The 15782-nt window shown below is 65.8% G+C and carries 13 protein-coding genes and 1 pseudogene; 2 read left to right on the top strand and 12 right to left on the bottom strand.

Features of this window, described 5'->3' with window-relative positions; genetic code table 11:
* Window positions 1–93: 93 nt before the first annotated feature.
* Complete coding sequence (locus ACPCUW_RS32530; protein WP_423429081.1) at window positions 94–1797, bottom strand: 3-ketosteroid-delta-1-dehydrogenase; 1704 nt, start codon at window positions 1795–1797, stop codon at window positions 94–96.
* A 161-nt stretch (window positions 1798–1958) separates the two neighbouring features.
* On the opposite strand from ACPCUW_RS32530, the gene ACPCUW_RS32525 reads away from it, so the two are divergent.
* Window positions 1959–2483, top strand: a complete 525-nt coding sequence (locus tag ACPCUW_RS32525; RefSeq protein ID WP_423429079.1) for a nuclear transport factor 2 family protein — start codon at window positions 1959–1961, stop codon at window positions 2481–2483.
* A gap of 53 nt (window positions 2484–2536) precedes the next feature.
* Here ACPCUW_RS32525 and ACPCUW_RS32520 read toward each other — a convergent pair whose 3' ends face one another.
* From ACPCUW_RS32520 to ACPCUW_RS32470, 11 genes and pseudogenes are all read right to left on the bottom strand, one after another.
* Window positions 2537–2797, bottom strand: a complete 261-nt coding sequence (locus ACPCUW_RS32520; protein WP_423429078.1) for a hypothetical protein — start codon at window positions 2795–2797, stop codon at window positions 2537–2539.
* Between the two features lie 42 nt (window positions 2798–2839).
* A complete protein-coding gene (locus tag ACPCUW_RS32515; protein ID WP_423429076.1) occupies window positions 2840–4039 on the bottom strand; it encodes an NADH:flavin oxidoreductase in 1200 nt (399 codons plus the stop codon).
* Entirely contained in the window at window positions 4036–6018 is a 1983-nt protein-coding gene (locus ACPCUW_RS32510; RefSeq protein WP_423429074.1) for a flavin-containing monooxygenase, read from the bottom strand. The genes ACPCUW_RS32515 and ACPCUW_RS32510 overlap by 4 nt, the downstream gene beginning before the upstream one ends.
* A complete protein-coding gene (locus ACPCUW_RS32505) occupies window positions 6015–6899 on the bottom strand; it encodes an SDR family NAD(P)-dependent oxidoreductase (RefSeq protein ID WP_423429073.1) in 885 nt (294 codons plus the stop codon). The genes ACPCUW_RS32510 and ACPCUW_RS32505 overlap by 4 nt, the downstream gene beginning before the upstream one ends.
* Complete coding sequence (locus ACPCUW_RS32500) at window positions 6899–7786, bottom strand: SDR family NAD(P)-dependent oxidoreductase (protein WP_423429072.1); 888 nt, start codon at window positions 7784–7786, stop codon at window positions 6899–6901. Before ACPCUW_RS32500 ends, ACPCUW_RS32505 begins: the two co-directional genes overlap by 1 nt.
* 87 nt (window positions 7787–7873) lie before the next feature.
* The gene (locus ACPCUW_RS32495) at window positions 7874–8842 is read right to left on the bottom strand and encodes an alpha/beta hydrolase (RefSeq protein ID WP_423429071.1); all 969 of its coding nucleotides are present in this window, start codon (window positions 8840–8842) and stop codon (window positions 7874–7876) included.
* Between the two features lie 74 nt (window positions 8843–8916).
* Complete coding sequence (locus tag ACPCUW_RS32490; RefSeq protein WP_423429069.1) at window positions 8917–10542, bottom strand: flavin-containing monooxygenase; 1626 nt, start codon at window positions 10540–10542, stop codon at window positions 8917–8919.
* A gap of 163 nt (window positions 10543–10705) precedes the next feature.
* Window positions 10706–11082, bottom strand: a pseudogene (locus tag ACPCUW_RS32485) (VOC family protein); the annotation flags it as partial.
* A 20-nt stretch (window positions 11083–11102) separates the two neighbouring features.
* On the bottom strand, window positions 11103–12287 hold the full coding sequence (locus ACPCUW_RS32480; protein ID WP_423429068.1) for an acyl-CoA dehydrogenase family protein: 1185 nt from the start codon (window positions 12285–12287) through the stop codon (window positions 11103–11105).
* Window positions 12288–12328: 41 nt separating this feature from the next.
* A complete protein-coding gene (locus ACPCUW_RS32475) occupies window positions 12329–13525 on the bottom strand; it encodes a Rieske 2Fe-2S domain-containing protein (protein ID WP_423429067.1) in 1197 nt (398 codons plus the stop codon).
* 151 nt (window positions 13526–13676) lie between these two features.
* A complete protein-coding gene (locus ACPCUW_RS32470; protein ID WP_423429065.1) occupies window positions 13677–14741 on the bottom strand; it encodes a 2Fe-2S iron-sulfur cluster-binding protein in 1065 nt (354 codons plus the stop codon).
* Window positions 14742–14978: 237 nt separating this feature from the next.
* Here ACPCUW_RS32470 and ACPCUW_RS32465 point away from each other — a divergent pair, with 237 nt between their 5' ends.
* Window positions 14979–15779 (top strand): IclR family transcriptional regulator, encoded by an 801-nt coding sequence (locus ACPCUW_RS32465; protein WP_423429063.1) that lies wholly within the window; start codon window positions 14979–14981, stop codon window positions 15777–15779.
* Window positions 15780–15782: the final 3 nt, after the last annotated feature.

Below are 15782 nucleotides of genomic sequence, written 5' to 3'. Positions count from 1 at the left end.
GATCGGCCGACGGCGGCCCGTGCCGGCTGCCGGCGCCGATCGTTTTCATCGATATGCGTTGGAGTGGAGCGCTTTTCAGCGAACCATTGTCGTCTAGGCCGGCTCGGTCGTCTCCTGCGCGGCGTGGCGCGCGGCGATGTACCCGAAGACCAGCCCCTGGCCGATGGTCGCCCCGGCTCCGGGATAGCTGGCGCCGAAGGCGTTCGCGGCGGTGTTGCCGATCGCGTACAGCCCTTCGATGACGCCGCCGTCTTCACGCAGGACCCGCGCGTCCTGGTCGGCGACCACCCCACCGCAGGTGCCCAGATCGCTGAGAATCATCTTGACCGCGTAGTACGGGGCTTTCCGCAGCGGTGCCAGATTCGGGTTCGGCGAAACGGTGGGATCGCCGTAATAACGGTCGTAGGCGCTTGCCCCGCGCGCGAATTCCGGATCGGTTCCGGTCTCGGCGTAGCGGTTCATATTCTGGAAGGTCTCGGTGAACGCGTCCTCGGGTACCCCGATAGCCCGCGCGAGTGCAGCGGGATCGTCGGCACGGTGGGCGATACCGGACTCGAACCAGGCCTGCGGAAGGGGCTGGCGGGGAAAGTACTGTCCGGCAAGGATGTAATTGTTGCGGTAGCGCTGATCGAATACCAGCCACATCTGTTCGGCCGGATCTCCTCGCCGCTCCCGCGACAGCAGGGCCTGTCCGAACGACATGTAGTCCATCGCCTCGTTCACGAAGCGCCGGCCGGTCTGGTCGACGACGAACGAGCCCGGCAGCGAGCGTTCGGCGAGCATGACCAGCGGCGCCGCGCCGGGCAGTGGCGCGAAAGCGGGGAACCACCATGCCTGATCCATCAGTGCGGTCCCGGCACCGAGTTCCTGCGCCGCAGTGATGGCGTCACCGGTGTTGCCCTCGGATCCCAGACTGGCGTCGGCGTCGAGCCGCGGCGACTGGAACTTGTACCGCGCGGCCATATCGTGGTCGAAGCCTCCGGCGGCCAGCACCACCCCTCGCCGCGCGGTCACCGTGACCTCACGATCACCTTGGCGCACCACCGCGCCGGCGACCCGGTCGCCGTCACGAATCAGCCGGACCAGGCTGGTCTCGGTCCACACCGGAATTCCCGCTCGCAGCACGCCCGCGAACAGACCCGCTGCCAAAGCCTGTCCCCCGGCCAGATATTCGCGTCCGATCACCATGCCGCCGATACCGAGGGCCGCCCGCCGCAGAATGCGCGAGAACGCCTTGATCGGTTTGCGCGCAACAAGATTCATCCACTTGTAGTCCGCGCCGGTGACCGGCATCGGCACCGGTGCCTCCATGACGCCGGGGCGCAGGCGCGGACGCTGCTCACCCAGGATCGAGGCGTCGAACGGGCGGCATTCACACGTCCGGCCCTCTGCCCGACCGCCCGGCTCCTCCGGGTGGTAGTCCGAATAGCCCTTCGCCCAGAAGAATCGCATCGGCGTGGTCCGCTCGAGCATCTCGACCGCCGCGGCACCGGCATCGAGGAAAGCCTGCCCTCGCTCGGCAGGTGCGGTATCACCGACTACCGACCGCAGATAGGCGTGCGCCTCGGCCAGAGCAGGGTCCGAATCCGGGAGGCTGGAGTTGCCCGGAATCCAGAACGCACCACCGGACCGCGCGGTCGAACCACCCACGTAAGCGGTCTTCTCGACGATCACACTCGACAACCCCTGTTCGTGGGCCGCCAGCGCCGCGGCCATACCGGTGCCGGAACCGACGACGAGCAGATCGACGGACACCTCGTGGGCGGTAGTGAGCGGGGGCATCGGCTTCTTCGCCATTATTCGGAACTCCACTCTCAGGGGTGGGGACGGATTGTCCCAACCTAGATTCGCGCGAACGGCAGCCGAAGGTGGTCTTCCATTCAGTGGGAGAGCGCGCGAATTCCGCTGAGCGGAAACGGCTTCTGCCGCACCGTCCGGTGCCCGGTTAGCGTCCGGACATGAGTAACACGTGGAGCAGAGAAGAACTGGAATCGGCGTTTCGGACCTGGCATGCGACGGTCGCTCGCGCGGCCTCGGGCACGGGCAGCTGGCGCGAATTCGTCGACCTGTTCACTCCCGACGCCGAATATCATGAGCAAATGGTCGGAGTTCTGAAAGGGCCCGACGCCATCTGGGCGTGGGCCGAGCCGACCCTCGCGCAGTTTCCGGGCTCCGCGATGACATCTTTTCCCGCTTATTGGCATCTGATCGACGAGGTCAACGGCGTGATCGTGGTGAAGCTGAACAATCTGATGCGCGATCCGGGTGACGGCTCGAAGATGGGCGCCGACAACATCAGCATTCTCACCTACGCCGGGAATGGAAAGTTTTCCAAAGAGGAAGATATCTACGATCCCGCCGAATTCGTCCGGCTCGTTCCCGAGTGGTGCCGACGTGCCATGGAACTCGGCACTCTCGGCGAAGCCGAGCTGGCATGGTGCAAACAGGCGCTGCCCGCAGCAGAATCGGACTCCGTCTCGTAAGCGCTCAGGCCGGGTGCGCCCGCGTAGTCGCGGGCTCACCCGGCGCGCGTTTCTCAGTGCAGCCGCGGGATATCGTCACCGGTCGGCAGTTGAATTCTGGATTCCGGCAGGGCGTGTTCGCGCACCGCGCGGTCGATCCGGCGACGCAGGACATCGCAGCCGCGTTCCTGATGCCCCACACCCCGGCCCTGGGCCGCGATCATCGGGCATCGTCCGGCCTCGCCGGTCCACTGGACAGACGTGTGCGCCGCACTGAATTTCTCGATCAGCACGCGCTGGCCGCACTGCTCGCAGTCGAGCGGACGCATGGTCATCGCGCGGCCCCGAAGCTGGGGCCGACTAGAGCGCCCCGGCCGTCACAGCGCACTCCCGGCCGCTTGCGGTGTGGCCAATACGCAGTGCGTGTCGTAGAAGATCGTCGGCATGCACTTGTTGCAATGGATGCACAACGACTTCGTCTCGTGATCCTTCGCGATCCGGTTGATCAGATCCGGCTCGCGCAGCAGGGCACGAGCCATCGCGACGAATTCGAATCCCTCGGCCATCGCGGTGTCCATAGCGGCCTTATCCGTGATGCCGCCCAGCAACACGAGCGGCATCGACACGTTCGCCCGAATCTGGCGCGCCGCGTCGAGCATGAACAGATCTTCGTACGGATAGTCGTGCAGGAAGAATTTGCCCGCGATCTTCACGCCTAACCGCATCAGCGGCGACATGACCGCGGCGAATTCGTTCAGCGGGGCCTCGCCTTTGAACAGATACATCGGATTGAGCAGCGAACTGCCGATGGTGAGTTCGATGGCGTCCAGACTGGCGTCGGCTTCCAGCCACTGCGCGACCTGGATTGCCTCGTCGAGCCAGAACCCGCCCGGCACACCGTCGTCCATGTTCAGTTTGGCCAGTACCGCGATCCGGTCCCCGGCGGCCTCACGCACCTCGGCGGCGACCTCGCGAACGAGGCGGGCGCGATTGCGCAGGGAGCCGCCGTAGGAATCCTTGCGCCGGTTCAGGGCCGGACTCAGGAACGAACTCGCGAAATAGTTGTGCCCGAAGTGGATTTCGACGGCGTCGAATCCCGATTCGATCGCCAGCCGGGTCGCGGTGCCGTGGGCGGTGCGGATCCGGGCGATATCGGCGAGTGTCGCGGCATGGGTGACCTGCGGGCCCATCGGGCTGATCCGCCGCGACGCGCACAACGCCGGGTAGCCGTTGGATTTGGCGTTCGCCACCGGCCCGGCGTGACCGATCTGGGCCGACGCCGCCGCCCCCTCGGCGTGAACGGCGTCGGTGAGCCGGCGCAGGCCGGGTATCGCCTCGTCGCGCATCCAGAGCTGATCGGCCTCGGTACGACCTTCCGGCGCCACCGCGCAATAGGCGACCGTCGTCATCCCGACTCCCCCGGCGGCGACCTGCCGGTGGAATTCGATGAGCTGATCGCTGACCAGCGCACCCGGGGCCATGTGCTCGAAGGTCGCGGATTTGATGGTTCGGTTGCGCAGCGTCACCGGGCCCAGCCGAGCCGGGGCGAGAACTTCGGGAATCGAATTCGCGGTCACGACAATGCCTTTCGGTGCGGCAGGAAGGTCAGATCCTCGGGGTGCGGGGCGCGCAGCATGGTCCAGTAGTCGACGAGCCGCCACGGGCACGGCACGACCGCACGCCCCGCGGAATTGCGGTAGTACCCGTTGACCTGCGCGCCGGGGTGCACCCATACGGTCTCGTCGAGCGCCTCGTCGACGCGCTCGTTGTACGCGTCCTGCGCCCGCTGCTCGACATCCATCGCGGCGTGGTCGTTCTCGAGCAAGTACTGCAGGCACTCGATGATGTAGTGGACCTGCTCCTCACCGGTGATGTTGTGTCCCGCACCGTGATTGGGCGCGGAGTTCGGCCCGGCGGTGATGAACAGGTTCGGGAATCCGGAAACCTGCACTCCCAGGTACGCCCGCGGGTCCTCGCCGCCTTTCCAGATCTGCGCCAGCGTCGCACCGTCGCGGCCGGCGATGTCGATCGTGGTGGTGAACTGCAGTTCGAATCCGGTCGCGAGGATGATCACGTCGGCGGGTATGACGGTGCCCTCGGTGGTCACGACACCGTCGGGTGTGATTCGCTCGAACGAGGCCCTGTGCAGTTGCACGTGGTCGCGGTTCAGCGCTTTGAAGAATCCGGGGTCTTTGACGATCCGCTTCGCGTAGGGGCGGAAATCGGGAGTCAGCTTTTCGACCATATCCGGCCGGTCCGGGAAGCTGTTGCGCAGATACTCCTGCGCGGTGCGCAGGACCATGTCGTTGGCCGGCGATGCGGACAGGTGGGTGGCCGCCCATCCCTTGTCGATACGCGGCAGCGGGTACAGGTTGTCGGAGGCGAACCAGTAGGTGCGCAGCCGGAACCACTTGTCGTAGAAGGGCAGATGGGCCATCGCCCACTTCTCGCCGGCCGGGACGTCGCCGCCGACCGTCTTCTCCGGGACCAGCCAGTGCGGACTGCGCACGACCACGTCAAGGGTGTCGACCTCGTCGACGATGCTCGCTACGACCTGCACCGAGGTGCAGCCGGTACCGAGAACGACCACGCGCTTGCCGCGCAGATCGATCTCGGTATCCCATTCGGCGGTGTGCACGAGCATCCCGGCGAAGGTGTCCATACCCGGCACATCCGGAATGTTGGGGGCATTGAGCATGCCGAGCGCGGTGATCACAGCGCGGGCGCGGTGGTGGGTCAGCTCACCGTCGCGATCCTCGGTGACGACCTCCCAGCGGTTCTCTTGCTCCAGCCAGGTGGCCGATCGGACGCGGGTGCCGAATCGGATGTGCTCGCGCAGCCGGTATTTCTCGACTACACCGAGCAGATATTCCTGATATTCCGGTCCGGTCGGGTAATACCGCGACCAGTTCGGGTTCAGCTCGAACGAGTAGGAGTAGTAGTGACTCGGGGTGTCGACAGCCGCGCCGGGATAGGTGTTGCGCTGCCAGGTGCCGCCGATATCGTCGCGCTCCTCGAAGATGGTGAACGGAAAACCCGCTTCCGCCAACTTGATTCCGGCGTTGATACCGACGATCCCGGCGCCGATCACGACGACGTCGAAGTCCGCGGGCGGGGTGACCGTCACCGGGACATGGCGCCGATCCTTGGTGAATCCGGCCTGTTCCAGCAGGATCGGCACGAATTCGTCGTCCACCCGCTGCGCGGTGCAGATCGTCGCCATCCGCTGGAACAGCTCGTCGTCCGGGATATCCAGGGCTGCAACCGAATCCGGCGTCAAGACCTCGCGCGCGCGGGCACGGATGTCCGCGGCGACGTCGTCGGGGTAGGTGCCCGGCGGGACCGTCGGACGCGTGCCGGTGCGGTAGTGATTGCCCGGCTCCTCGATCGTCAGGCGCGGCCCGAATTCGTCGAGCAGTCCCAGGTCACCGGTTACGTGCACCATCGACATGAGCAGCGGCGCCACCTCGCACTCGTCGATCGCCCGGTGGAGAGCGGCCTGTCGATCGGTGGCGTTGGAGGAGGCTGCGACGCCGGTGACGATGGTGTCTGTCATGAGTTACCTTCCGGGAGTGGCACGCCCATCCGGGCGAGCATGTCTCGTGGATTCGCGGGCGGGCGCAGATTCAGCAGTTGTTCGCCACGCCTGGTCGCCGAGGCCGCGCACATCTCGTCGTCGGAGAAGACCCAGAACTGCCCGCGGGCGATCTGCTCGACCATGTGCTCGGCGGCGGCGAGCGGGTCGAGTCCCTTGTCGACGTTGTCGCGCTGCATCGCGGCGAACACGGCGTTGGCGGTGGGGTCGGAGGTAGGTGCCTCGCGCTGGGCGGCGAGGAAGATCTCGCTGCGGATCGAGTGCGGCACCACGGCACTGACCTGGATCGGTGCGCCGATGATCGACAGATCCTGATGCAGGCATTCCGTCATCGCCTGCACCGCGAACTTGCTCACGATGTAGGGCGATTGCACGGCGACGGTGTTGAGGCCGCCCACCGAGGACAGGTTCGCGATGCACGATGGCGATCCCACTCGGATCATATGCGGCACAAAGGATTTCAGGCAGTAGAAGACGCCGTCGACGTTGATCTGCATCACGCGCCGCCACCGGGCCGGGTCGATCTCCCACAGCAGTCCCGGGGACTCGACCCCGGCGTTGTTGATCAGCAGTTCGACGCTGCCGTGCCGGTCGAAGATCGCGGACGCCATGGCGTCGACCGCGGCCAAGTCGGCCACGTCCACCCCGTACCCTTCGGCCTTGCCGCCCTCGGCGACGATCGCGGCCGCGACCTCCGCGGCACGGCCGGCGTCGATATCGGCGACGACCACGGTCATACCGAGGCCGCCCAGATGCTGGGCCAGGCCACGGCCGATACCGGCCGCCGCGCCGGTCACCACTGCGGTGCCTCGCGAGAATCGTTCCCGGGCGGTCGTGGTCATCACACGCCCTCCGGCAGAATATTGGGGTTCGCCCACGAAGGTGGTTCTCGCCGTGGCAATTCGGTGCCACCATCGAGCGACATCACTGGAGTGTGCGTCGCAAACGGGTAATGCAGGCTGAAGGCCACCAGGCCGGTGCGGTCGGCCGCCGGCACCGTGCACATCTCGAGCACGGTTTGCGCCAGGTATTCCACCGGCTCGGTCTCGTACCCCTCGGGCAGCAGTGCAGACGCACCGGGAGTCATGATCGCCGTCGACGGGCCGACCGCGTTGACGGCGATCCCGTCGTCGAGCAACTCCGCCGCCAGGCCTTGGGTGAAGCGGTGCAGTGCGGCCTTGGCCGATGCGTAGACGACATCGCCGGAGGTCTTGTTGTACTCCCGGAACGGCCGGATCGGATTCAGTCCGGTCGAGGAACCGATGTTGACGATCCAGCCGGCCCCCTGTTTGCGCAGATGGGGAATCGCCGCGCGGCTGAGTACGAACGGCACTTCGAGATAGTGCTGCACAGTCCGGTGGAACGTCGCGTCGCTCATCTGCTCGATCGAGCTGTAATCGGCGAAACCGGCGTTGTTGACCAGGATGTCGATGCCGCCGAGTTCCGTGACGACCTTGTCGACGAGTCCGCCGCGTTGCCCGGCGTCCTCCAGGTCGGTCGGAATCGCCACCGCGCGGCCACCCGCGGCCTCGATCAACTGCACGGTTTCGTCCAGCGAACCGGCCAGCAGATGGGTTGCGCCCTCACGCACCGAGGGGCTCGGCGCATGCGAGCGCGCGGTGACCACCACCGTCGCGCCCTCCGCCGCCAGACGCTGCGCGATCGCCCGTCCGATTCCGCGGCTACTGCCGGTGACCAGGGCCTTCTTGCCACTGAGTCGCTGTGTCATGCTTACCTTCCGCATTCGCTGTGTCCGGGTTCACACCCGCGATCCATCGTGAGCCGACGGACCGTCACGCTCGGCCACTGCTTCCGCTCAATGGGACAGTGAATCGGGGACGCTCGCCGAGGCGAGAAGCTCACGCATCATGTGCCAAAGTTGCTGACGCGCAGGCTCGGTCAGCGACAGGCTCGGGAAGGTCAGAAATCCGTGGAACAGCCCGTCGAAGCGGTGGGTGGTCACCGCGACACCGGCGTCGGCGAGACGGCGGGCGTAATCCTCACCGGCCGAGCACGGCGGATCCAATTCGGCGGTGGCGACCACCGCCGGCGGCAATCCGGCCAGGGACTCGGCCCGGCTGGGCACCAGGTACGGACTGTCGGTGCCGTGCGGCGCGTACTGCTGCCAGTACCAGCGCATGGCCGTGGTGGTGTTGTAGTACCCCTCGCCGTAGCGCCGGTAGGACTCGGTGCCGAAATCGTCGTCGATCACCGGATAGAGCAGGACCTGCCCCGCGATACGCGGACCGCCGCGATCGCGCGCGGCCAGGCTCACCGTCGCCGCCAGATTGCCGCCCGCGCTGTCACCGGCGACAACGAGTCGAGTTGCGTCACCGCCGAATTCGCCGGCATGGGCGGCGGCCCACTGCACCGCCGCGTACATGTCCTCCATCGCCGCGGGGCCGGGGTGCTCGGGAGCACGCCGATAGTCCACCGACACCACGGCGACACCGACGGCTTGCGCCATCGATCGGCAGAACTCGTCATGACTGTCGAGATCGCAGAAGACGAAACCACCGCCGTGGGCGAACACGACTACCGGAAGCAGTTTCGGCACATGAATTTCCGGCACGTACAGGCGCAGCGCCAGGTCTCCACCCGGTCCCGCGATCACCCGGTCCTCCGCCAGACGCATGGCGGGCATATGTGTCAGCGGAGCCCGCCGGGACACGATGATCTCGCGCAATTCGGCGGGGTCGTGCTCGGTGACATCCGGAAACGATTCCAGTGCCGACAGCATCGCCTCGACATCGGGATGCAGGTCGGACCGTCGTTGTCCGCCCATTGGGACCACGTCCTTACTTCGTTCGATGGGTACGCGACGGCACGCTCACACCGTTCGCGAGGTTGTGACCGGAATCAGGAGGCGGCCGGGGCCGGAGCGCCGCTCAGGTCGAAGCCCTTGTAGCCGGCCGCGGCGACCTCCGCGCAGATCTCGTTGTATTTGCCGAAACCGCCGATGTAGGGCATGAAAACGCGAGGCTTGCCGGGAATGTTGGCGCCCATGTACCAGGAGTTGGCAGTGGGGAACAACGTGCGCGCGGCGACCTCGTTGCACTCGGTCACCCATTCGCCGACCGATTCCTCATCGGCCTCGATCGTGGTGAAACCATGCTCATCGAGGTAGTCCAGGCAGTCGCTGATCCAGTCGACGTGCTGTTCGGCCATCAACACCATATTGGCCAGCACGCTGGGACTTCCGGGCCCGGCGAGAACGAACATGTTCGGGAATCCGGCCATGGCCAGCCCGAGGTAGGTGCGCGGTCCCGCCGCCCACTCCTCGCGCAGTTCACGCCCGCCGCGGCCCCGGATATCGATGCGCGACAAAGAACCCGTCATCGCGTCGAAACCGGTGGCGAAGATCAGCACGTCGAGGTCGTAGGACGCCTCCGCGGTGCGCACGCCGGTCTCGGTGATCTCGGCGATAGGGGTGGTGCGTAGATTCACCAGGGTGACGTTGTCGCGGTTGTAGGTGTGGAAGTAGCCGTCGTCGGTGACGATCCGCTTGGTGCCGATGGGATGGTCGTTCGGGATGAGTTGATCGGCGACCTGCGGATCGCGCACCATCTCGCGGATCTTCGCCTCGACGTACTCGCGCGCGGTGTCGTTGGCGGCCAGGCTCGTCGTCTGGTCCGGGAAGGCCTTGGCGAACAGATAACCCCCGCGCTGCCACCACTCGTCGTAGATCCTGGTCCGCTCCGCGGCGTCGACCTCGAGTGCCCCCTTCGGGTGCGGGCTGTTGGGGGTGCCGCCACCGCTGCGGCGCGACAGTCGCCGCCGTTCGGCGTAGTTGGCCTTCACCTCGGCCACGAAGTCCGGGTCCAGCGGCCGATTGCCCGCCGGAATCGAATAGTTCGGGGTGCGCTGGAAGACATACAGGTGTTCGGCCTGCTCGGCGAGCACCGGGATGGCCTGAATGCCCGAGGAGCCGGTGCCGATGACGCCGATCCGCTTACCCGTGAAATCGACCGGATCGTGCGGCCATTCGCCGGTGTGGTAGCTCTCCCCGGCGAAGGTGTCGCGGCCCGGGATGTCAGGCTTGTTCGTCGCCGACAACACTCCGGTCGCCAGAATGCAGAAGCGCGCGGTCACGGTGCGGCCGGTGTCGGTAAAGATGGTCCAGCGCTGGGCCTGCTCGTCGTAGACGGTCGCGGTCACTCGCGTCAGGAAGTCGTAGGCCGAGCGCAGATCGTGCCGGTCGGCGACGTGCTCGAGATAGCGCAGGATCTCCGCCTGCGTGGCGAACCGTTCCGACCAGGTCCACTCCTGTTGCAGTTCGTCGTCGAAAGAGTATGAGTAGTCGATACTTTCGACATCGCAGCGCGCACCCGGGTATCGGTTGTGGTACCACGTTCCGCCCACACCCTCGGCGGATTCGAAGCCGTGCACGCGCATGCCGCGGCCGCGCAGTTTGTACACCGCGTAGAGCCCGGAGATCCCCGCCCCGACGACCACGGCGTCGAATTCGCTGTCTTGATTTGTCACTGGATTCACTTCCCTCGATGAGGTGATCGATTGAGCCACACCGTAAGTGGCGAACTTCCCCCGGAAACGACGCGTTCCCACCCAGCGGTCCGGCCGGGCCCGCAACACCGCTGAGTGGGATCGAGTTGTGCGACTTCGACCGGCGAACGCCGGTCGCGGCTGGTCAGACGACGGCGGTCGCCTGTTGCGCTTCGGCCTGCTGCGCCTGCTTCAGCTGCCGGGCCCACATCCATTCGTGGCCCCAGTAGCTGTCGGCGGTGATCTCCTCGGCGGTGTAGTAGGTTTCGTCGACCAGTACCCCGCCGGTGCCGTACTCGATATCCCAGCCGCCGGGCACCCGCACGTAGAACGAGACCATCTTGTCGTTGGTGTGCCGCCCATTGTCGAGGACACCGGGAAGTCGCGGGCCATCACCTGGTCGTAGGCGCGTCCTACCGCATCCAATCCCAGTACCTCGAAACCCACTTCGCGCCAGCGGTCGATATCGGTGGCGAGGACTCGGACGTATCCGAGTCCCTCGATTTCGGTCATCGGTGCAGGGTGTTCCTTTCGGGAACGAATCAGATCATCACGCGAAGCGGGCCCTGCGGCACCTCGACTCCCAGGGAGGCCATCGCCGCCGCGTGATAGGTGGTGCTGCTGACGTGGATCGCGTGATGGAGGCCGGCATGTGCATCCCGCCAGAACCGCTGCAGCGGCTTGTCCATACGAAGGGCGTTGCCGCCGGCCCTGTCGAAAATCTCGTCGGCGGCACGAACGGCGCGCCAGGCAGCACGTACCTGGTCCCGCCGCACCCTGGCCCGAGTCTCGAAGTCGATCTCCTCGCCGAGATCCACCATGTCGTAGATGCGGTCGACGTTGGCCAGCAGCTGCTGGCGGGCGGCGTCGATCTCGGACGCGGATTCCGCAAGTGCGTGCAGCACATAGGGATCGTCCTTGACGAGCGTGCCTGCCGCACCGACCCGGTCGCGCTGATACTCGATCCCGGCCGCCAGCAGTCCCTCGCAGATACCGATCGTCGCCGACGTGATGCCCAGCGGGAACATGGTGGACCACGGCATCTTGTACAGCGTCTCGGTGACCCCGTACTCCTTGGCCGCGGTGCCGTCGATGACCTTCGCCGAATCCATCACCCGGTAGTCCGGAACGAACGCGTCCTTGACGATGATGTCCTTGCTGCCGGTGCCACGCAGTCCGACGACATCCCAGGAGTCCGCGACGATCTCGTAGTCCGACCGGGGCAGGATCACATGCAGGCCCTGTGGCGGCATCAAGGGCTTGCCGTCGTCGCCTCCGACCAACGCGCCGAGGAAGATCCAGTCGCAGTGATCGGTGCCGGAGGAGAACTGCCACCGGCCGTTGAGGACATAGCCGCCGTCGCGAGGCACCGCCACGCCTCCGGGCATATACGGCGACGCCTGCCACGTGTCACCGTCGGCGCCGAGGACCTCCTCCTGCACCTTCGGATCGGCGAAGGCCAACTGCCACGGATGCACTCCGACGATGCCGCCGACCCAGCCGGCGGAACCGTAGATACCGGCGGTCTTCATCACGGTTTCGGCGAACACCCGCGGATGTGCCTCGAAACCGTTGTACTTCTTGCGCTGCAACAGCCGGATCAGCCCGGCGTCTTTGAGGCCCTTGGCCATATCGTCGGGCAGCCGGCCGAGCGACTCCCCTTCTTCGGCGCCGGCGCGGATTTCGTCGGCGATCGCGATGATGTTGTCGAGCACTGCGTAGGACATCTGAGGTACTCCTGGTCGAAGCTGGAAGGGCTGAATCGGGGTCAGGAACCGGTAACCGCTTCCGAGCGGCCGGACGACAACTTGGGGGCGATGGCACTGCGCCCGGCGGCGAGGTTGGCGTCCACCTCGGCCTGCCAGTTCTGCAGTGCGCGTTCGGTATCGATCTCGAATTCGAATCGGTTGACCATTTCCGGCTTGATGTCCTCGATGTCGACGTAGAACTGTTCGTACCAGCGGCGCAGCTGATAGACCGGCCCGTCCTCCTCACACAGCAGTGGATTGTCGATGCGCGCCTTGTTCTTCCAGATCTCGACGTCCTGCTCGAAGCCGATCGCCACGCCCTTGGCGACCGCGGCCGCGATCTGGTCGGCGGCCTCGTCGTCCATTCCGACCGGCTTGCGCACCATCACCCCGTACTGCAACCGGAACGAGGTCGGGGTCACGGGGTAGTGGCAGTTGATGAGGTAGATATTCGGATCGCTGTCCGGATCCACACCTCCGCTCCACAATTTGTCCACCATGTAGGACGGTCCGTAATACGTTGCGTCCGACTGGCTTTCGAGGCTGTAGTTGGTACTCTGACTGACTCCGACGGCATCGGCGCGGGGCCGTGAACGCATCAGCTGGTTCGCGGTGTGTCCCTCGAACACGTTGCGGAAATACGTCGGCATGCCGTAGTGGACGTAGAAGAAGTGAGCCATGTCGACGACGTTGTCGACGATCTCGCGACAGTGCGAGCCTTCTACGTCCACGTGGTTCCAGACCCAGTCCGTCCAGCCCGGATCGCCATAGGTCGGCACCTCCGGCACCTCGAGCTCGGCGGGCGGTGTGCGGCCCTGCGGGTCGTTCCAGACGAACAGCTGGCCGCTGATCTCCCTGGTCGGCCACGCCTTGGTCCGCGCCAGCGGCGGAACCCGCCGCGCATAGGGAATGCCCGCGCACTTGCCGTCGCCGCGCCAGCGCCAGTCGTGGAACGGACAGGCGATGTCATTCCCCTTCACCGTGCCTCGCGCCAGATTTCCACCCATGTGCGGGCAGAAGGCGTTGAGCACGTTGAGTTTTCCATCCTCACCGCGGAATACGACCAGTTCGGTGCCGAAAGCCGAGATCTGGTGCGGCTGCCCGTCGTCGAAGTGGCGGACCAGCCCCAGACAGTGCCAGCCGCGAGCGAATCGCTGCGGCGGTACACCGCTGTCGATCACGCGGATCTTGTCTTTGGCGTCGATCGCGGAATTCACGATACCTCCTGGTCAGACGGTTGCGAGTAGGCAACCTTTCGCGGTGGGATCAGCGTCGCAGGCGGCAGCGAGGGTGTGACGTGGGTCTCCTGCTGAATGGGACGGTTTTTGCCTCGATCCGTAGAGAACGCCGAGCCGGCCCCGCCTTCGGTCAGTATTCGATCGAAATTTCGTCGCTCACCGGTTCGGCCTGACACGCCAGGATGTAGCCCTCGGCGAGGTCGTCGTCGGTCAGAATCTCGTTGTGCGCCAGGTTCACCCGCCCCTCGGTCAGTGAACAAACGCAGGCGCTGCACGCCCCCTCGCGGCACGAATACGGCGCCTCGATCCCGGCCGCGAGCAAGGCATCGAGGAGTGTGCGCCCGGCCCTCCACGGCACCTGATGGTCGGCACCGTCGATCGACACGCGCACCTGACAGACGACCTCGCCGGAGCCGGCCGACTCGTCCGGAACATCGGCCGCGAAGGGATCGCGCTGTAGGGACAGGAAGCGCTCGGAGTGCACGCGAGTGGCAGGGAATCCCGCTTCCGCGCATACGTCGGCGGTGAGGTCCATCAGCGGTGTCGGACCGCAGATGTAGACCGACCGGTCGCGCAGCGGGCGCAGCAGTATCGACAGCGCCCGGCGACTCGGGTAGCCCTGCACCGACTCCAATATGTGGATCACCGAAAACCGTTCGGGGAAACGGCTTTCCAGCTCACGCAGTTCCGCCGCGAAGATGACCGAATCCTGGTCGCGATTGGCGTAGACGAGGACCACGTCACCCGCACCCCCGACCAGGATCGATTTCGCGATCGCGATGACGGGCGTGATCCCGCTGCCGCCCGCCACCAGGACCACGGAGTCGTCGAGGGAGCCCGGTACGAAAGTGCCGGCCGGCGGGAGCACCTCCAGTTCGTCACCGATGCGCACCGTGTCACAGAGCCAATTCGACCCGTGGCCGCCCATGACCCGTTTGACGGTGAACTTCATCGCCGAGTCGGTATGCGGCGAACTCGACAGGGAATAGCACCGCGCCGAGCCGGTACCGATATCCGGAACCCGGACGGTGAGAAATTGCCCCGGGCGATAGTTCGTTGTCATCGTGCCGGCCAGCGGTTCGACAACGAACGAACGCGCGTGGGCGGTCTCTTCGACGATCTCGGCGATCCGGACCCGGGCGGTGCGAGTTTCCGCCGTAGCCTCCGCCGCATCGGTACTCGTCTGCGTGGACATTCGCACTCCTGGTTGTGGTCAGCACTACGCGCCCGGGTCCGAGACCCGGGCCACGGAAGGCTATGCCGCGAAAATCGTCCGAAAGGCGCGATTTCTCGCTCATCGGGAAGGTGGTTCGATGCCGATCCCGTATCCGTGCGATCGTCGGGCCCGCGCTCGTCATGGGCTGTTCGACGTGCACATGCACGTGGTAGTACCGTGGCGAGCATCACAGCGACGTGGCTGGTGGGAGGTCTGGTGAGAACAACAAGCACTGCCGGGGTCCCGGTGTCGGTGGTCGAGCGGGTATCGCTGGTGCTGGAAACTTTCAATGGAGTAGGGCCGCTGACCCTGTCCCAGGTGACCTCCCGCACCGGTCTGCCCCGATCATCGGTGCACCGGCTGCTCGAACAGCTCGCAAGCGCGGGTTGGCTCGCGCGCTCACCCGAACAAACCTACGAACTCGGCGTCAAAGCCTACGAAATGGGACAGGCTGCCCTGAATCAGAATCGTCTGCTGCAAGGGGCACGCCCGGTAATGCAGGCGTTCGCTCAGCAAACCGGGTTCACCATCCAGCTGGGTGTGGTCGACCACGGTGACACCGTCTACCTCGCCAAGGTCAACGGACGCGCGTCGGGACCCACCCCGACCGCGGTGGGACAGCGAGTGCCCGCCCATCTGACCGCCGTGGGCAAGGCACAGATCGCATTCAGCGAGACGACGAGCAATCCCTACATCGTGCAAACCCTGCAGCACACGGCTACTGGTGAACTCGTGCGGCGCACCGCGCAGAGCATCACCTCCGATGCCCGGCTGAAGGAGGAACTTGCGGCCGTCCGGGAGCGCGGTGCCGCGTTCGATCGTGGAGAAGCTTTCGCGGGGCTCGGCTGTGTGGGGGTATCCATCGGCCCGGCCGACCATATTTACGGCAACCTCGCCGGGATCTCCGTCTGTGCGTCGGTGACCGCTCTCGACTACCGCAAGCTGGTCGGTCCGGTCCGGGTAGCAGCGCGCGAGATTTGGGACCGCTGCGTCGCCGCCGACCTGGCGTCGCACTGAGGC

The organism is Nocardia sp. AB354 (assembly GCF_049538315.1).
Taxonomy (GTDB): Bacteria; Actinomycetota; Actinomycetes; order Mycobacteriales; family Mycobacteriaceae; genus Nocardia; species Nocardia nova.
The sequence above is the reverse complement of the archived record's forward strand: the minus strand, read 5'-3'. Positions and strand labels throughout refer to the sequence as shown.